This is a genomic window from Aeromicrobium chenweiae, assembly GCF_003065605.1.
In the GTDB taxonomy this organism is placed as follows: Bacteria; Actinomycetota; Actinomycetes; order Propionibacteriales; family Nocardioidaceae; genus Aeromicrobium; species Aeromicrobium chenweiae.
Genome location: NZ_CP026952.1, coordinates 1,024,580 through 1,041,320, shown reverse-complemented (window position 1 = coordinate 1,041,320; position 16,741 = coordinate 1,024,580). Strand labels below are relative to the sequence as shown.

The following is a 16,741-nucleotide window of genomic DNA, read 5'->3' as shown; positions in this document are numbered from 1 at the left end:
AGTTCAATATTCAACTACTCGCAACGGTTCCCGTATGATCGCCGCATGAGCGCAGCTCCCCTCGTCGACTCGATCAGGTCGGCGCTGCGCGCGGAGGCCGACCCGGAGCGCGCACCGCAGATGCAGGCGTACATGAAGTCCGAGACGCCCTTCCTGGGAGTGCCGCTGCCGACCGTCCGGAAGGTGGCGACCGCGGCCGCACGTGAGCACCCGCCGCGCACGCTCGCCGAGCTCGTGCACGTCGTGGAGGAGCTATGGGACCACGCGGAGTTCCGCGAGGAGCGCTACGCCGCAGCAGCGCTCCTGCGCCGGCCGATGACCGACGGCGCGCTCGAGCTCGTCCCGCTCTACATCCACCTCGCCACGACGGGCGCCTGGTGGGACCACGTCGACGACCTCGCCCGCCACCTCGCGGCGCTCCACGACGCGCACCCGCAGGAGACCGCAGCACTCGTCCGCGCCTGGAGCACCGGCGACGACATGTGGCTGCGACGTCTCGCGATCATCAGCCAGCTGGGCCGTCGCGAGCGCGCCGACCACGACCTGCTGGCGGCGGTCATCGAGCCCAATCTCGACGACACGGAGTTCTTCATCCGCAAGGCCATCGGGTGGGCGTTGCGGGACCATGCCCGGGTGGACCCGCACTGGGTACGCACGTTCGTGGCGTCACACGCGGACCGCATGAGCGCACTGAGCCAGAGAGAGGCCCTGAAGCATGTCGGCTGAGCACACGTCCACGGACGTCGTCATCGTGGGAGGCGGGCACAACGCGCTGGTCGCCTCGATCTACCTCGCCCGTGCGGGCCTGGACGTCACGGTGCTCGAGCGCCTGCCGCACGTCGGCGGCGCGGCGGTCAGCGCACGCGCTTTCGAGGGGGTGGACGCACGACTGTCGCGCTACTCCTACCTGGTGAGCCTGATGCCCCAGCAGCTGATCGACGACCTGGGCCTCCGCCTCGAGCTGCGCTCGCGGGACACCGCGTCCTACACGCCGTACGCGGGCGGCGGGCTGCTCGTCGAGACCGACCCCGGCCCGGCCACCGAGGAGTCCTTCCGAGCCCTGACCGGCTCCGACGAGGAGCTCACGGCGTGGCGGCGCTTCTACGCCGAGGTGGCGACCGTCGCCGAGGCCCTCGCACCCACCCTGCTGGCGCCGCTGCCGCACATCGGCCAGATCCGCGACCAGGTGGAGATGGCCATCTGGACCGACCTGGTCGACGAGCCGATCGGCACCGCGATCGAGCGGCGCTTCACGCACGACCTGGTGCGCGGCGTCGTCGGCACCGACGCGCTGATCGGCACGTTCGCGTCCCTGCACGACTCGACCCTGGTCCAGAACCGCTGCTTCCTCTACCACCTGATCGGCAACGGCACGGGCGAGTGGCGCGTGCCGGTCGGCGGCATGGGGGCCGTCACCGGCGAGCTCGAGCGGGTCGCCCGCGAGGCGGGCGTGCAGATCCGCACGGACGCCGAGGTCACGTCCGCCGAGGCCAGCGACGACGGCGTGAGCGTCCACGGCGAGGGCTTCACGGTCGAGGCCGGCTGGCTGCTCAGCGGCGTCGCCCCGTACGTCCTGGCGGGACTGCTCGGCGAGCCCCTGCCGGCCAAGCCCTCGGGCTCACAGCTCAAGATCAACCTCCTCCTGTCGCGGCTGCCCCGGCTGCGGTCGGGCATCGACCCGGCGGTCGCGTTCGCGGGGACCTTCCACCTCGGCGAGTCGATGAGCGAGCTCGAGACGGCGCACGAGCAGGCCGCCTCGGGCACCCTGCCCGCCCGGGCGGCCGGCGAGCTGTACTGCCACACCCTCACCGACCGTTCGATCCTCGGTCCCGAGCTGGCCGGCACCGAGGCGCAGACGCTCACCTACTTCGGTCTGCACACCCCCAGCGAGGTGCTCACCGACGACGCGGCCACGGAGGCGGCGTACACCCGGGTGATCACCGCGCTCGACGAGCACCTCGCCGAGCCGATCGGCCCGCTCATCATGGGGGTCGAGCTCAAGACGCCTGCGCAGATCGAGGTGGCGCTCGGCATGCCCGGCGGACACATCTTCCACGGCGACCTGCAGTGGCCGTGGCTCGAGGAGGGCGAGAAGGCCCACCATCCCGGGGAGAAATGGGGGGTCGCGACCGGTCACCCGCGCGTCCTGATGTGCGGCAGCGGCGCCCGCCGGGGCGGCGCGGTGAGCGGGATCGGGGGCCACAACGCAGCTCATGCGGTACTCGATTACAAGCTTCGGCAAGGGTCCTGCTAGTGTTTCTTCCCGCGCGGCATTAGCTCAATTGGCAGAGCAGCTGACTCTTAATCAGCGGGTTCGGGGTTCGAGTCCCTGATGCCGCACCAGCGCAAAAGGCCCCGGTCCGCAGAGATGCGAACCGGGGCCTTCGTCGTTCTCCGACGCATCCGCCGCGCGCGGTGGATCCGCCACCGTCTGAGCCCAGATCGGCCCTCATACGGTGGCGTAGACACCGCGCACCCAGGCTGACGCGCGCACGGGGCCGGGCCACCGCATCCCCAGTACAGTCGGTCCTCGCAACCGATCCCCCACCCAACCAGGAGGCACCATGGACGCGAGGTCACGGCTCGAGTCCGACCGTGCGGCGACGCAGTCGCGGCTCAGCCTCCTGCAGCGCGACGTCGCCGGCATCATCGCCGCCTCGGAGGGTTCCAACGCCGACGACGAGCACGATCCCGAGGGCGCCACGATCGCGTTCGAGCGGTCCCAGGTGGGCGCGCTCGTGCAGCAGGCGGAGAAGCACCTGGCCGAGATCGACGCCGCGCTGGACCGTCTCGACGACGGCACGTACGGCGTGTGCGCGGTCTGCGGGAAGCCGATCGCGGCCGAGCGGCTCGCGGCCCGGCCGGTCGCCGTGACCTGCGTCGCGTGCAGCTGAGCTGCCCATCGGGGAACTCTCGGGCCCCGGATCCAGTTGGACAGGCAAGGAGGAACCCCACATGAAGTGTCCGACCGACGGTGCCACCCTCGTGATGAGCGAGCGTTCCGGCATCGAGATCGACTACTGCCCCGACTGCCGAGGCGTCTGGCTCGACCGCGGCGAGCTCGACAAGATCATCGACCGCGCGGCGTCCGACATCGCCCCCGCGGCGCCGGTCCCCCAGCAGCAGCACCCGGAGTCCCGCCACTCCGAGCCGCGGTACGACGACCGTCGACGTGGCGACCAGCAGCCCTACCGCAAGAAGCGCAAGGAGCACTGGCTCTCCGAGCTGTTCGACTGAGATGTGGATCGGCTGGCTCGAGCTCGACATCCTGCTGGGCGACGTCCACACCCTCAAGGAGAAGCGGTCGGTCGTCCGCCCGCTGGTCGCGGACCTGCGGCGGACGTTCATCGTGTCCGCAGCCGAGACCGGCAGCCTCGACCTGTACCGGCGCGCCGGCGTGGGGATCGGGATCGTCGCCGCCGACAGCCGGCACGTGATCGACGTGCTGGACAAGGTCGAGGAGTTCGTCGCCCAGCGCCCCGAGGTGGACCTGCTGTCGGCGCACCGGGGGCTGGCCAACAGCCGCGACTGACGTCGTCAGGTCACCAGCCGGTAGCCGATGCCCGGGTCGGTCAGGAACATCTGCGGGCGGGCCGGATCCGCCTCGAGCTTGCGACGCAGCTGCGCGAGATAGACGCGCAGGTAGTTGGTCTCCCGGTCGTAGCCGGGCCCCCACACCTCGTGCAGCAGCTCGGCCTGGCGCACCAGGCGGCCCTGACGGCGTCCGAGCACCTCCACGATGTGCCACTCGGTCGGCGTCAGCCGCACCTCCTGGCCCGCCCGGGTCGCCCGGCGCTCGGTGACGTCCAGCCGGACGTCGCCGGACTCGATGACGAGCGGTGCGTCGGTGGCACCACTGCGACGGACGGCGGCCCGGACGCGCGCCAGCAGCTCAGCCATGTCGAACGGCTTGGTCACGTAGTCGTCCGCCCCGGCGTCGAGCGCCTCCACCTTGTCGTCGGAGTCGTGGCGGGCCGACAGGACGACCACCGGCACCTGGCTGAAGGCACGCAGCCGCCGCAGGACCGTCACGCCGTCGAGGTCCGGGAGGCCGAGGTCGAGGATGATGACGTCCGGCATGCGCTCGTCGACGACCTGCAGGGCCGAGCGCCCGTCCGCCGCCCGTACCACCTCGTAGTCGCGCGCCCGCAGGTTGATCGTCAGGGTCCGCAGGATGGCCGGGTCGTCGTCGACCGCGAGCACGTACGTCACAGCTCTCCTGTCGGGGGCAGGTCGAGGACGAACGTGAGCCCGCCGCCGGGCGTGTCCTCGGCGGTCAACGTACCGCCCATCGCCTCGGTCAGCCCGCGGGCCACGGCCAGGCCGAGGCCCACCCCCTCGCCACGGGGGACGTCGCCCAGCCGCTGGAACGGCTCGAACAGCCGACCACGCTCGGCCGCCGGCACGCCCGGGCCGGTGTCCACGACCCGGACCACTGCTCGGCCGGCCACGACGGTCGCGTCGACCACGACCTCGGTGGCCGCCGGGGCGTAGCTCAACGCGTTGGCGACGACGTTGGCCAGCACGCGCTCGAGCAGCCCCGCATCGGCGGCCACGACGGCCACCGCGGGATCGACGCTCACCGTCACGCGGTCCCGGCCGGGCAGCGATCTCACGGCGGACGCGATCGTGCCCTCGAGCTCGACCTCGTCCACGTGTGCCGTGACGGACCCGAGCCGGAGCCGGCTCATGTCCAGCAGGTTGGCGACGAGGTCGTCGAGGCGGTCCGCGCCCTCCTCGATCGTGGCGAGCAGCGCCTCCTCGTCCGCGGGCGACCAGTCGATGTCGCTGTTGCGCAGGCTGCCGACGGCGGCCTTGACCGCCGACAACGGCGACCGCAGGTCGTGCGAGACCGCGGCGAGAAGCGCGGTCCTGGTCTGGTCCGTCTCGGCCAGCACCCGTCGTTCGTCGCTCTGCTGGGCGGCGCGGCGACGCTCCGCGAGCACCGAGGCGTGCGCGGCGTACGCCTTGAGCAGACGCTGGTCGGCCGCGGCCGGGGGTCGTCCCGTCAGGACGAGGGTGGTCTCGTCGTCGATCGGCACCGCGGCGTCCGCCTCGCTCCACGGCGGGGTCGGCTCGCCGTACGCCGCCACCACCTCGCCGCCGACGGTCCGGACGATGGCAGCCCCGCGCATCCCGAACAGCTCGCACGCCCCGGCCAGCAGGCTCTGCTCGTCCCCCGCGTGCAGGAGGCTGTGCGCCAGCACCGCGAGCGCTTCCGCCTCGGTGGACGACCGGTCCGCCTCGGCGGTCCGCCGCGCCGCGAGACCCACGACCGACGACACCGCGATGCCCACGGCGACGAACAGCACCACCGCGACCGCGTTGTCGCCGCTCGCGATCGAGATCGTCCGCAGCGGCGGGGTGAAGAAGAAGTTGAGCGCGAAGCCGCTGATGAGCGAGCACGCGATCGCGGGCCAGCGCCCCCCGACGATGGCGGTCGCGACGACGAGCGCCATGAACGTCATGGCCTCGGTCTGCAGCCCGTGCAGGTCCTGCGTGACCAGGAGCAGCGCCGACAGGGCGAAGGGCCCGAGCACGCCGACGAGGTGCCCGGCGACCTCGCGGCGACGGCCGAGCCCCGTCGACGTCCGCCGGTGCCCCGTGGCCCGCCGTGCCTCCTCGTGGGTGACGATGTGGACGTCGATGTCGCCGGACTCGGCGATGACGGTCTCGCCGACGCCGGGGTTGACCAGGGTCGACAACCGGCCGCGTCTGCTCGCGCCGATCAGGACCTGGGTCGCGTTCTCGGCCCGGGCGAAGTCGAGGATCGCGGTGGCGGCGTCGTCGCCGACGACCGCGTGGAACGTGCCACCCATGTCCTCGGTCACGGTGTGCAGGCGGTGCAGGCGCGTGGGGTCGACCTGCACCAGCCCGTCGCCCCGGCTCACGTACAGCGCGAGCCACTCCCCTCCGCCGGTGCGGGACGCGATCCGGGCGGCACGGCGCAGGAGGCCCTCCGACTCCGGGCCGCCGGTCACGGCGACCACGACCCGCTCGCGGGTCGCCCACCTCGAGGCGATCTCGTGCTCGGACCGGTAGCGCTCCATGCCCTCGTCGACCCGGTCCGCGAGCCACAGCAGCGCGAGCTCACGCAGTGCGGTCAGGTTGCCCTCGCGGAAGAAGTGGGACAGCGCCGGGTCGACCTTGTCGGGCGCGTAGATGTTGCCGTGCGCCATGCGTCGCCGCAGGGCCTGCGGGCTCATGTCCACGAGCTCGACGGCATCGGCCTGGCGCACCACGGTGTCGGGCACGGTCTCGCGCTGCCGGATGCCGGTGATCGACTCGACGACGTCGTTGAGCGACTCGAGGTGCTGGATGTTCACGGTGGTGATGACGCAGATGCCCGCGGCGAGGAGGTCCTCGACGTCCTGCCAGCGCTTCTCGTGACCGGCCCCCGGGACGTTGGTGTGGGCGAGCTCGTCGACTAGCGCGACCTGGGGCGCCCGGGCCAGGAGCCCGGCGAGGTCGAGCTCCTGCTGCACCGTGCCGCGGTGCTCGACCTCGAGCCGGGGCAGCACCTCGAGGTCGCCGATCTGCTCCGCGGTGCGGGCGCGGCCGTGGGTCTCCACGAACCCGACCACCACGTCGGTGCCCCGCTCGGCGCGCCGACGTCCCTCGTCGAGCATCGCGTACGTCTTGCCGACGCCGGGGGACGCACCGAGGTACACCCGGAGGATGCCCCTCGCGGGCACGGCGGACTCCACGCCCCCAGTGTGCACCCCCCGGCTCACTCGCGGGCGAGAGCGAGGTTGAGCTCGAGCACGTTGACCGTCGGCCGGCCGAGGAAGCCGAGCTGGCGGCCGTCCGTCGCACCCTCCACGAGGGCCCGCACCTTCTGCACCGGCAGCCCGCGCTCGCGGGCCACCCGCTCGACCTGCAGGGCGGCGTACGCCGGGGAGATGTGCGGGTCGAGGCCGGACGCGGACGCCGTGACCGCGTCGGCGGGGACGGCGGACACCGCCACCCCCTCGACGCGGGCGATCTCGGCCTGACGCTTCCGGATGGTCTCGAGCAGGTCGGGGTTGGACGGGCCGAGGTTGGACGCCGCCGACGCGAGGCCGTCGTACCCCGCGGCCGACGGCCGGCCGTGGAACCAGCCGTCGCCGTCCACGGGGAAGTCCTGTCCGATGATGCGTGAGCCGACGTCCTGGCCCGCACGGGAGACGATCTGGCCACTCGCGCGGTCGTTCCAGGCGATCTGTCCCACGCCCCACACGGCGGCCGGGTAGACGACGCCCAGCAGCAGCGTCATGACGAGCATGACCTTGAGGCCGACGAGGCTCTGGCGGAAGAAGTCTGCAGACATGGTGCTACCCGATTCCTGGGATGGTGGAGACGATGAGGTCGATGAGCTTGATGCCGACGAACGGTGCGACCAGCCCGCCGACGCCGTAGACGAGGATGTTGCGGCGCAGCACCGACGCGGCGGACGCGGCGCGGTAGGCGACGCCCCGCAGCGCCAGCGGGATGAGCGCCACGATGACGAGCGCGTTGAAGATGACCGCCGAGACGATCGCGGACTGCGGCGTGGCCAGGTGCATGACGTTCAACCGGTCGAGCGACGGATAGGCCACCACGAACATCGCCGGGATGATCGCGAAGTACTTCGCGACGTCGTTGGCGATCGAGAACGTGGTCAGCGCGCCGCGGGTGATGAGCAGCTGCTTGCCGATGCCCACGATGTCGATGAGCTTGGTCGGGTCGGAGTCGAGGTCGACCATGTTGCCGGCCTCCTTGGCCGCCGACGTGCCCGAGCTCATCGCGACGCCGACGTCGGCCGCGGCGAGCGCCGGCGCGTCGTTCGTGCCGTCGCCGGTCATCGCGACGAGGCGCCCGCCCTGCTGCTCCTTGCGGATGAGCTGCATCTTGTCCTCCGGGGTGGCCTCGGCGAGGAAGTCGTCGACCCCCGCCTCCCCCGCGATCGCCGCGGCGGTCCGCGGGTTGTCGCCGGTGATCATCACGGTGCGGATGCCCATGCGACGCAGCTGGGCGAACCGCTCGACCATTCCCTCCTTGACGACGTCCTTGAGGTGCACGACGCCCAGCACCCGGGTCACCCCGTCGCGGGCCTCCGCCACCACGAGCGGTGTCCCGCCCGATCCGCTGATCTCGTCGATCGAGGCCCGCACGTCCGGCCCCAGGTCGCCACCCGCCCACGCCGCGACGGACGCTCCCGCGCCCTTGCGGACGACCCGGCCGTCGGCGAGGTCGACGCCGGACATCCGGGTCTGGGCGGTGAACTCCACGAAGCTCGCATCCGCCGGCAGGTCCGCCTCCACGGCGCCCTGCTCGACGGCCAGCTCGACGATCGACCTGCCCTCCGGCGTCCGGTCCGCGAGGCTCGAGAGCCGGGAGGCGTCCCGCATCTCCTCGGCGCTGACCCCCGGCGCGGGGACGAACCGGGACGCCCGCCGGTTGCCGTAGGTGATGGTGCCGGTCTTGTCGAGCAGCAAGGTGCTGACGTCTCCGGCGGCCTCGACGGCCCGCCCCGACATCGCGAGCACGTTGACACGTACGAGGCGGTCCATCCCCGCGATGCCGATCGCGCTGAGCAGCGCGCCGATCGTCGTCGGGATGAGGCACACCAGGAGGGCGACGAGCACCAGCGTGCTCTGCGGGGCGCCCGCGTAGTCCGCCATCGGCTGCAGCGTGGCCACCGCGAGGACGAACACGATCGTCAGGCTGACGAGCAGGATGGACAACGCCACCTCGTTCGGGGTCTTGCGTCTCGACGCGCCCTCCACGAGGGCGATCATCCGGTCGAGGAACGTCTGTCCCGGCGCGGAGGTGATCTTGATCGTGACCTCGTCCGACAGCACCTTCGTGCCGCCGGTGACGGCCGAGCGGTCGCCACCGGCCTCCCGGATCACGGGAGCGGACTCGCCGGTGATCGCCGACTCGTCGACGGCCGCGACCCCTTCGACGACGTCGCCGTCGCCCGGGATGACCTCGCCGGCCCTGACCCGCACGAGATCACCGATGGCCAGCTCCGTGCCGGCGACCGTCTCCTCGCCCCCGTCGGGCCTGACCCGACGGGCCGAGACGTCGGTGCGGGCGGCGCGGAGCGAGGCGGCCTGCGCCTTGCCCCGTCCTTCGGCGACGGCCTCGGCCAGGTTGCCGAAGACGACCGTCAGCCACAGCCAGATCGTGACGACCCAGGCGAAGACGCTGGGGTCCGCGATCGCGATCACGGTGGTGACGAGCGACCCGATCCAGACGATGAACATCACCGGGCTGCGCCAGAGGTGGCGGGGGTCGAGCTTGAGGAGCGCCGCCGGGAGCTGGGCGACGAGAACGTTCGGGGTCATGCGAGAGCCTCCGCGAGGGGTCCGAGGGCGAGTGCCGGGAAGAACGTCAGGCCCGTGACCAGGAGGATCACGCCGACGAGCAGACCGGCGAACAAGGGGGTGTGGGTGGGCAGGGTGCCGGCGGTGACCGGCACCCGACCCTGCTTCGCGAGCGACCCGGCCAGGGCCAGGACGAGCACGATCGGGACGAACCGGCCGAGCAGCATCGCGAGGGCCAGCGCGATCTGGAAGAACGTGGACGTCACGGTGATGCCGCCGAACGCGCTGCCGTTGTTGTTGGCGGCGGACGTGAACGCGTACACGACCTCGCTGAAGCCGTGGCCTCCCGGATTGCCCATGACGTCCGGCGTGCCGGGCAGGGCGATCGCCGTCCCGACGCCGACGAGCACGATCGCTGGGACGCTGAGCGTGTAGAGGGCGACGAACGTCATCTCGCGGGTGCCGATCTTCTTGCCCAAGAGCTCGGGCGTCCGGCCGACCATGAGACCCGCGACGAACACCGCGAGGATCGCCATGACGAGGATGCCGTACAGCCCCGCCCCGACGCCGCCGGGAGACACCTCGCCGAGCATCATGTTGAGCATCGTCACGCCGCCCCCGACGGGGGTCATGGAGTCGTGCGCGGAGTTGACGGCCCCGGTCGACGTCCCGGTCGTGACGACGGCGAACAGCGAGGACGCCCAGGTGCCGAAGCGCGCCTCCTTGCCCTCCATCGCCCCGCCGGCGAGCTGCGCGGCCTGGGAGTGCCCGCCGACCTCGGCCCACGTGGCGACCGCGAGGGCGGCACCCAGCATCACCGTCATGGCGCCGAGCACGGCGAGCCCCTGGCGGCGGTGACCGATCATCGTCCCGAACGTGCGGGTGAGGCTGACGGGGATGACGAGGATCAGGAACAGCTGCAGCAGGTTGGCCAGTGGGGTCGGGTTCTCGAACGGGTGCGCCGAGTTGGCGTTGAAGAAGCCGCCGCCGTTGGTGCCGAGCTCCTTGATCGCCTCCTGGCTCGCGACCGGACCGCCCGGGATCGTCTGCGACCCCCCGGCCAGGGTCCGGACGGTGTGGTCGGCGAAGTCCTGGACCACGCCCTGGCCCACGAGCAGGACGGCCCCGACGAACGCGATGGGCAGCAGAATGCGCACCGTGCCGCGGACCAGATCGACCCAGAAGTTGCCGAGCCAGTCGCTGCGGGTGCGGACGAAGCCGCGGATCACGGCGATCGCGACCGCCAGGCCCACCGCGGCGGACACGAAGTTCTGCACCGCGAGCCCGCCGGCCTGGGCGGCGAGACCGAGCGTGGACTCACCGGCGTACGACTGCCAGTTGGTGTTGGTCACGAACGAGACGGCCGTGTTGAGCGCCATGTCCGCCGGCATCCCGGGAAGTCCCCGGTCGTACGGCAGGGCGCTCTGGCCCACGAGGATCGTGAACAGCGAGACGATGCCCACGAGCGAGAACCCCAGCACGCTGAGCGCGTACGACCGGGCGCTCTGCTCGGCGTCGGGGTTCACCCCCACGAGGCGGTAGAGGCGCTTCTCGACGCGCCAGTGGGACGGCGAGGTGAAGACCCGCGCCATGTAGTCGCCCAGCGGGACGTGGACGGCGGCCAGCAGCAGGATGAGGACAGTGATGGTGAGCAGGCCGGAGATGGTGTCGTTCATCGGCGCTCAGAACCTCTCGGGTCGCAGGAGCGCGGCGACGAGGTACACGAGGAGGCCGGTCACGAAGACGATGGCGGCCACGGATTCGAAGGTCATGTCAGGAGCCAACACCCCGTGACGCCGAGATCGGCCCGCCTTGACGCAGCGCTAGCGGCCCTTGACGCGATCTTGACGCGGGCTGCCGGCACGGTGCTCGTGAGCCCATCGTTGCACGACGGTCAGACACGTGATATTTCCTGTTATATCAGTGAAAGAGTGTTCACAAGGTCTTGTGATCGAACACACATTCGAGTAGTCTGAAGGCATGAACCCGGAGCCCACGATCGACGCGATGCGCACCGCCGCGCAGACGCTCTCGTCGGGTGACACCCGTGAGAAGCTCCACGCGGTGCAGGCCGCTCAGGACGCGTTGGACGCGGCGAAGGCGGTGCTGCTGGCCGAGCTGCAGGCCGCACGGGAGTTCGAGCTCGACGGCGCCTCGACGCTGAACACGTGGGTGCGCAACCAGCTGCGGCTCAACGCGGGCCAGGCGACGCGGCTGGTGCGCAACGTGAACGCACTGCGTGACCTGCCTTTGGTGGCTGAGGCCGCGACCACCGGGCAGATCAGTGCCGCGCACGTGCAGGTGTTCGTCTACGGACTCGCCCACGTGGGGCTCGATCCCATGCGGGAGTACGAGGAAGCGCTGGTGACGATCGCCTGTGAGCGCGACCCGGACGAGCTGTTCGACACGGTGAAGCGACTCAAGGACCGCACGCATCCCGAGGATCTGGACGACGCGTGGAGGGGTGGGATGGAGAAGGAGGACTTCGCCGTCGACGCCCTGCCCGAGGGCTGGCACATCAGCGGGTTCCTGAACGCCCTGACCGGGCTCAAGCTGAAGAAGGTGCTGGACTCCGTCTCCGCACCCCACGATGCCGAGGACACCCGCACCGGTGCGCAGCGACGGGTGCAGGGCCTGGACGACCTGCTCTCCTCGATCCTCGGAAACGGGCTGCCATCCGACAAGGGTGTGCGCCCGCACATGTCGGTGTTCGTGGACGCCGAGACCGTCGAAGCGGCCGCAGAGCGGGTCCGGCAGGAGACTGAACAGCCCAACTTCATCCCCGACCCGATGCCTGTGACGGAGCCGGCCACCCTCGCGGGTCACGGTGCGATCGGCCCCCACTTGTTGATGTTCCTGTTCTGCATGTCCGGGATCACCGGCTTCGTCCGTGACCAGGACCAGGTCCTGAACGTCGGGCGGACCAAGTACGAACCGAACCTCAAGCAGCGCAAGGCGGTCCTGGCCCGGCAGAAGGGCATCTGCGCCGCGCCGGGCTGCAACCACACCCACCTGGAAGTCCACCACAGTGTCTGGTGGTCACTGGGCGGCTCAACCGATCTCGACCAGCTGGTCGGGTTGTGCGTCAGGTGCCATCACTTGGTCCATCGGGGCCTGCTGCACATCGCCGGCAACGCCGTGGACGGGTTCGTGTTCACCGACCGGTACCAGCGACCGATCCGCCGTCGACGACGAACCGGCTACCGCCGAGCCGCCTGACCACGGGTCCGGCGGCCCACCGGCACGTCCGCTGGGTGTGACCCCCGCCCTATCCGCGGCCGAATGGCGGCGGACATACTGACCGATAGTTTTGTCCCCCGCAGACTCTGTCCATCAAGAGAAGTGAGCCGCGTGCGCAATCCCCGAGCCTTCCTCCGCCCTCTCGCCGTCGGTGCGCCGACGCCGGTCGCCGACATCCCGTTCCGACCGAGCCGGATGATCCACTTCTTCGACCCGAGCAACCCCAAGATGGCCGCGAAGGTGCCGGACATCGCGCCGAAGGTCGACATCATCCTGGGCAACCTCGAGGACGCGATCAAGACCGAGAACAAGGAGGCCGCACGTCAGGGCCTGGTCGACATCGCCAAGCAGACCGACTTCGGGCCGACGCAGCTCTGGACGCGCATCAACAGCCTCGACTCCCCCTGGGCGCTGGACGACCTGATCACCCTCGTCACCGAGATCGGCGACAAGCTCGACGTCGTCATGGTGCCCAAGGTCGAGGGCGCCCAGGACATCCACTACGTCGATCGGCTCCTCGCCCAGCTCGAGGCACGCGCCGGCCTCACCCGCCCGATCCTCGTCCACGCGATCCTCGAGACCGCCGAAGGCATGACGAACGTCGAGGAGATCGCCGCGGCGAGCCCCCGCATGCAGGGCATCTCCCTCGGCCCGGCCGATCTGGCCGCGAGCCGGCGCATGAAGACGACCCGCGTCGGTGGCGGCCACCCCGGCTACCTCGTGCGCCAGGACCCCACGGGCGAGGACCTCACCGAGGGCCGCGCGACCTACCAGCAGGATCTTTGGCACTACACGATCGCGCGCATGGTCGACGCGTGCGCCGCCAACGACGTGCTCCCGTTCTACGGACCGTTCGGCGACATCAAGGACGTCGTCGCGTGCGAGGACCAGTTCCGCAACGCGTTCCTCCTCGGGTGCGTCGGCGCCTGGAGCCTGCACCCCGTGCAGATCGACATCGCCAAGCGGGTCTTCTCCCCCGACCCGGCCGACGTGGCGCACGCCAAGGAGGTCGTCGAGGCGATGGGTGACGGCTCCGGCGCGGTCATGATCAACGGCAAGATGGAGGACGACGCGTCCTGCAAGCAGTGCCTGGTCATGCTCGACCTCGCCAAGGCCCTCGCCGAGCGCGATCCCGAGCTCGCCGCCGCCTACGACCTCTGAGGAGACCGGACATGACCAGCACGACCCTTCGTCCCCGCCGTTCCGTCCTCTACATGCCCGGCGCCAACGAGCGCGCGCTCGAGAAGGCCAAGGGCATCGACGCCGACGCGTTGATCCTCGACCTCGAGGACGCCGTCTCCCCCGACGCCAAGGTGGAGGCCCGCGAACGGGTCTGCGCCGCGGTGCAGTCCGGTGACTACGGCCACCGCGAGCTCGCGATCCGCGTCAACGGCATCGGCACCGAGTGGCACGACGCCGACATCGCCGCCGCGGCCGCCGCCGGACCGGATGCGGTGCTGGTGCCCAAGGTCAACTCCGCGCACGAGGTCGTCGAGCTCGTCGCCGCGCTCGAGCGGGCCGGCGCCCCGGAGAAGACCAAGCTGTGGGCGATGATCGAGACGCCCGTCGCGCTCCTGCACGCCGAGGAGATCTGTGCCGCCCACGACCGGCTCACCGTGGTGGTGATGGGCACCAACGACGTCGTCAACGAGACGTACGGACTGCACGTGCCGGGTCGCAACCCGCTCGTGCTGACCGCCCTGTCGCTGTCGCTGCTCGCAGCCCGCGCCGCGGGCAAGGTCATCATCGACGGCGTGTTCAACGACGTGAAGAACCTCGAGGGGTTCGACGCCGAGGCGCGTCAGGGCCGCGAGATGGGCTTCGACGGCAAGACGCTGATCCACCCCGGTCAGGTCGAGCCCGCGAACATCGCGTTCGCCCCCTCCGAGGACGACATCGCGCACGCCCGCGACATGATCTCGACGTTCGAGGAGGCCACGGCCGCCGGCCAGGGAGTCGTCACGTTCAACGGTCGCATGGTCGAGGAGCTCCACGTCCGCGACGCCAAGCGCATCCTCGCGTTCGCCGACGCGATCGCCTCTCGCTGAGGCGACGCCGCCTCACGGCGGCATGATGAGGGGTCGTCGCCCGTTCACGGGGCGACGACCCCTCATCGTCTACTTGTTGTTGCGCATGCCGTAGAGCTCGGAGTAGATCTGCGTCTTCATCGCCTGGTACTTGCGGCGCTGACGCACCTCCTCCAGGAGCACTTGACGATCGATCTCGGACAGCTCGTCCCAGGCGCGCGTGCCGCGGGCCCGACGGGACTCGAAGAGTGCCACTGCCTTCACCCCCTCTCCATGTGTCCTGGTCGGGAAGATGGATTCGGTGGGGTTCTGTGCGGGCTGGGTTCGGTTGTCGATCGACGTGGTCATAGCGCGCCTCCTTTCGGATGATGTGGCTGGATGGACAGGTCGCCCGGTGACGGGCGACGGGGTGCGGGTACAACAAAAAAACCGCTCCGGATCGAAGGATCCGAAGCGGCGGAAGTGCCGACAGGTGTGGGCTACTTCAGGTGCACTGCTCCGGAGGTCGAACCGGCAAAGGTCGTGACGGCATCACGGTGCGTCACGCGGGTGATCGAGGCCTCGGTCATCGGGTTGAACGTCTTCACGGGTCCACCTCCTTCATCGGTGCTGCTGCTCGGCTGGAGCAATCGCAGCAAACTATCGCACGTCGGTGTGATCTGTCCAACACCCAAGCCTGCGGCCGCCACGAACGACGGCCGCGGGCGCGGTGCTGCTACCTCGAGAGCCGGAGCGCCCGCGAGATGGTGAAGAACAGGTCGGTCTGGTCGGTCAGCCCGACCACGTTGGCCGCCTGCGGCCCGTACGCGGCGATGCGCAGCTGGCTGCCGGTGTGCTGCTGCGAGCCACCCGCCGCGGCCGTGCCGTAGTTGATCGTCAACGGGCTGCCCTCGTTCGTGAGCAGGTTCGTGGTCAGGCCGGGAGTCGTGCTGCCGGCCTCCACGATCTGGCTCGTGTGGGCGTGGTCCGCGGTCACGATGACCGTGGTGTGGCCGTCCTTCTTGGCGAAGTCGAGAGCGGCCTTGACCGCCTCGTCCAGGTCGACGGTCTCGCCGATCTGGCCGCACGCGTCGGCGGCGTGGTCCTGCTTGTCGATGCTGGCTCCCTCGACCTGCAGGAAGAAGCCCTTGGACCCGGGGATGTCGAGCAGCTTGATCGACTTCTTCGTCATCGCCGCGAGCGACGGCAGCGTGGACGTCCGGGCCGGGTTGGCCGCGCAGCGGGCCGGGGCCTTCTTGCCGCCGTCGGGGGTGGCCGCCGGACCGGTCCAGCGCACCGGGAAGTTGCCCGGCGCGAAAAGGCCCAGCACGGGACGCTTCTGGTCAGCCTTGGTGATCTTGTCCAGCGCGCCCAGGTCGGTCGGCAGCTGGTAGCCGCGACGCTCCGCCTGGTCGAGCAGGGACAGGTTCTTCCAGGTGCCGGCCGTGGCCTTCTCCGCGAACGTCGCCGCACCGCCACCCAGCGTCACGTCGGGGCGGGTGTCGAGCAGCTGCTCGGCGATCGAGCCCCGGCCGCCGTTCTCGCGGGCGGCCTCGGGGCACGTCGCGGTCGTCTTGACCGGTCCGTAGCAGGAGCGGGCGGAGATGTGCGCGACCTGCACCGCGGGCGTCGCGTCCTGGAGCTCTGCGGTGCTCACGTTGCCGGTCTTGAGCCCGCGCCTCTTGGCGAGCTCGAGGAGCGTCGGCTGGGCCTTGCCGCGGATGTCGACCGAGATCGCGTTGTCGTACGTCTTGGTGCCCGTGGCCCAGGCGCTGCCCGTGGCGGCCGAGTCCGGCACGTAGTCGGCCTTGCCGTCCTTGGTCAGCGAGTACGTCGTGTACTGCCCGGTCAGCGGCAGCGCGTCGATGCCCGGGAACCGCCCGCCGGCACCGTGCTCGTAGTCGCGCGCCGAGGTGATCTCGGAGTCGCCCATGCCGTCGCCGATGAGGAGGATGACGTTGTCCGGGTGACCGCCCTTGACGGCCTTCTTGACCTGCTTGGTCTGGTCGCCCGACAGGCGCGTCGCTCCCCCGTGCTTCGAGAGATCCTGGCCCGCCCCGATGGCGCCCGCGGTGCCCACGCCGACGACGACTGCCGCGACGGCGAGGCTGACAGCGGTGCGCTTGCTGTTCTTTCTCGTGGATGAGTTCATGGTGCGAGCCCACCCGACGCGGGTGAACACAGGACGAACACCACACCACGTCG

The 16,741-nt window shown here is 70.6% G+C and carries 16 protein-coding genes and 1 tRNA gene; 9 read left to right on the top strand and 8 right to left on the bottom strand.

Annotated elements, in window-relative coordinates; all coding sequences use genetic code 11:
- Positions 1-45 precede the first annotated feature (45 nt).
- The 6 genes from C3E78_RS05040 (at position 46) to C3E78_RS05015 (ending at position 3,532) form a co-directional block, all read left to right on the top strand.
- On the top strand, positions 46-726 hold the full coding sequence (locus C3E78_RS05040) for a DNA alkylation repair protein (protein ID WP_108577277.1): 681 nt from the start codon (positions 46-48) through the stop codon (positions 724-726).
- On the top strand, positions 716-2,254 hold the full coding sequence (locus C3E78_RS05035; RefSeq protein WP_108577276.1) for a phytoene desaturase family protein: 1,539 nt from the start codon (positions 716-718) through the stop codon (positions 2,252-2,254). The genes C3E78_RS05040 and C3E78_RS05035 overlap by 11 nt, the downstream gene beginning before the upstream one ends.
- Before the next feature lie 13 nt (positions 2,255-2,267).
- Positions 2,268-2,343: transfer RNA gene (locus tag C3E78_RS05030), tRNA-Lys, on the top strand.
- Between the two features lie 221 nt (positions 2,344-2,564).
- Positions 2,565-2,894: a TraR/DksA family transcriptional regulator gene (locus C3E78_RS05025; RefSeq protein ID WP_108577275.1), complete on the top strand. Its 330-nt coding sequence runs from the start codon at positions 2,565-2,567 to the stop codon at positions 2,892-2,894.
- Between the two features lie 61 nt (positions 2,895-2,955).
- On the top strand, positions 2,956-3,237 hold the full coding sequence (locus tag C3E78_RS05020; protein ID WP_108577274.1) for a TFIIB-type zinc ribbon-containing protein: 282 nt from the start codon (positions 2,956-2,958) through the stop codon (positions 3,235-3,237).
- A gap of 1 nt (position 3,238) precedes the next feature.
- Positions 3,239-3,532, top strand: a complete 294-nt coding sequence (locus tag C3E78_RS05015) for a DUF503 domain-containing protein (RefSeq protein WP_108577273.1) — start codon at positions 3,239-3,241, stop codon at positions 3,530-3,532.
- 5 nt (positions 3,533-3,537) lie between these two features.
- Here C3E78_RS05015 and C3E78_RS05010 read toward each other — a convergent pair whose 3' ends face one another.
- From C3E78_RS05010 to kdpF, 6 genes are read right to left on the bottom strand one after another with little or no spacing between them, the layout of a single operon-like run.
- Positions 3,538-4,212 carry a response regulator gene (locus C3E78_RS05010; RefSeq protein WP_108577272.1) on the bottom strand — a complete coding sequence of 225 codons (675 nt, stop codon included), beginning with the start codon at positions 4,210-4,212 and terminating at the stop codon, positions 3,538-3,540.
- On the bottom strand, positions 4,209-6,707 hold the full coding sequence (locus C3E78_RS05005) for a DUF4118 domain-containing protein (RefSeq protein WP_235833680.1): 2,499 nt from the start codon (positions 6,705-6,707) through the stop codon (positions 4,209-4,211). The genes C3E78_RS05010 and C3E78_RS05005 overlap by 4 nt, the downstream gene beginning before the upstream one ends.
- 23 nt (positions 6,708-6,730) lie before the next feature.
- The gene (kdpC, locus tag C3E78_RS05000; protein WP_108577270.1) at positions 6,731-7,309 is read right to left on the bottom strand and encodes a potassium-transporting ATPase subunit KdpC; all 579 of its coding nucleotides are present in this window, start codon (positions 7,307-7,309) and stop codon (positions 6,731-6,733) included.
- 4 nt (positions 7,310-7,313) lie between these two features.
- A complete protein-coding gene (kdpB, locus tag C3E78_RS04995) occupies positions 7,314-9,311 on the bottom strand; it encodes a potassium-transporting ATPase subunit KdpB (protein ID WP_108577269.1) in 1,998 nt (665 codons plus the stop codon).
- Positions 9,308-10,966 carry a potassium-transporting ATPase subunit KdpA gene (kdpA, locus tag C3E78_RS04990; RefSeq protein ID WP_108577268.1) on the bottom strand — a complete coding sequence of 553 codons (1,659 nt, stop codon included), beginning with the start codon at positions 10,964-10,966 and terminating at the stop codon, positions 9,308-9,310. The genes kdpB and kdpA overlap by 4 nt, the downstream gene beginning before the upstream one ends.
- 6 nt (positions 10,967-10,972) lie before the next feature.
- Positions 10,973-11,062, bottom strand: coding sequence for a K(+)-transporting ATPase subunit F (kdpF, locus tag C3E78_RS04985; protein WP_108577267.1), 90 nt, complete (start codon positions 11,060-11,062; stop codon positions 10,973-10,975).
- Between the two features lie 208 nt (positions 11,063-11,270).
- Here kdpF and C3E78_RS04980 point away from each other — a divergent pair, with 208 nt between their 5' ends.
- The 3 genes from C3E78_RS04980 (at position 11,271) to C3E78_RS04970 (ending at position 14,578) form a co-directional block, all read left to right on the top strand.
- Positions 11,271-12,509, top strand: a complete 1,239-nt coding sequence (locus C3E78_RS04980) for an HNH endonuclease (RefSeq protein WP_108577266.1) — start codon at positions 11,271-11,273, stop codon at positions 12,507-12,509.
- 132 nt (positions 12,510-12,641) lie between these two features.
- Positions 12,642-13,691, top strand: coding sequence for an HpcH/HpaI aldolase/citrate lyase family protein (locus C3E78_RS04975; protein ID WP_108577265.1), 1,050 nt, complete (start codon positions 12,642-12,644; stop codon positions 13,689-13,691).
- 11 nt (positions 13,692-13,702) lie between these two features.
- Positions 13,703-14,578, top strand: coding sequence for an HpcH/HpaI aldolase/citrate lyase family protein (locus C3E78_RS04970; RefSeq protein ID WP_108577264.1), 876 nt, complete (start codon positions 13,703-13,705; stop codon positions 14,576-14,578).
- A gap of 69 nt (positions 14,579-14,647) precedes the next feature.
- On the opposite strand, the gene C3E78_RS18200 is transcribed toward C3E78_RS04970, so the two are convergent.
- On the bottom strand, positions 14,648-14,821 hold the full coding sequence (locus tag C3E78_RS18200; protein ID WP_159085819.1) for a hypothetical protein: 174 nt from the start codon (positions 14,819-14,821) through the stop codon (positions 14,648-14,650).
- A 451-nt stretch (positions 14,822-15,272) separates the two neighbouring features.
- Entirely contained in the window at positions 15,273-16,688 is a 1,416-nt protein-coding gene (gene phoA, locus C3E78_RS04965; protein WP_108580756.1) for an alkaline phosphatase, read from the bottom strand.
- Positions 16,689-16,741 lie beyond the last annotated feature (53 nt).